This window comes from Microbacterium sp. B35-04 (genome assembly GCF_010634885.1).
Taxonomy (GTDB): domain Bacteria; phylum Actinomycetota; class Actinomycetes; order Actinomycetales; family Microbacteriaceae; genus Microbacterium.
On record NZ_MWLP01000158.1, the window covers coordinates 1 to 774 of the forward strand.

The following is a 774-nucleotide window of genomic DNA, read 5'->3' on the forward strand; positions in this document are numbered from 1 at the left end:
TGCCGCGTCCCGCGCGATCACGGATGCCCGGGCCGACGCGCTGATCCATCTCGCGGCCATTGCGGTGCCGTTCAGCGCACCCGAAGACGTGATCCTCCGCACCAACGCGGCCCTCGCCTTGAACGTGATGTCGGCGGGCGTCGCGGCGGGTGTCGCGAAGATCGTGGCGGCGTCGAGCCCGACCGTCCTCGGCTACGGCGCGCCGAGAGGATGGCTGCCCGACCGCTTCCCGCTCGACGAGGAGACGGCGCCGAAGCCGTGGAACGCCTACGCGCTGTCGAAGCACCTCGCAGAGCAGACCGTCGCGATGCTCGCGCGCCAGACCGGCGACGCGACGCGGTTCGCGGCCTTCCGCCCCTGCTACGTCATCGCGCCCGAGGAGTGGGACGGCGCACCCACCCAGCAGGGCCACACGGTGGCCCAACGCCTCGACGACCCTGCGCTGTCGGCGCCCGCCCTGTTCAACTACGTCGACGCGCGGGATGTCGCGACCTTCATCGACACCCTCCTGTTGGCGCTGCCCGAAATCCCGAACGCCGAGGTGTTCTTCGTCGGCGCCGACGACGCACTGGCCCGCCGCCCGCTCGCCGAGCTGCTGCCGCAGTTCGTGCCGGGCACCGCTGAGCTCGCCGCGGAATTGACCGGCACCGCGCCGGCGTTCTCCAATGCGAAGGCCCGCCGCGTGCTCGGCTGGCGCCCGGCCCACACCTGGCGCGGCGAGTTGGGTGAACCCCTGCCCGCCTCCGACGCGTTTGGTCTCGCTCGTTCCTCGCT

General features: G+C 72.2%; 1 protein-coding gene. It reads left to right on the forward strand.

Going from position 1 to position 774, the window contains the following annotated elements; all coding sequences use genetic code 11:
* Positions 1–774, forward strand: a 774-nt coding sequence (locus tag B1729_RS20205; RefSeq protein WP_163634609.1) for an NAD(P)-dependent oxidoreductase, incomplete at both ends; no start/stop codon positions are given.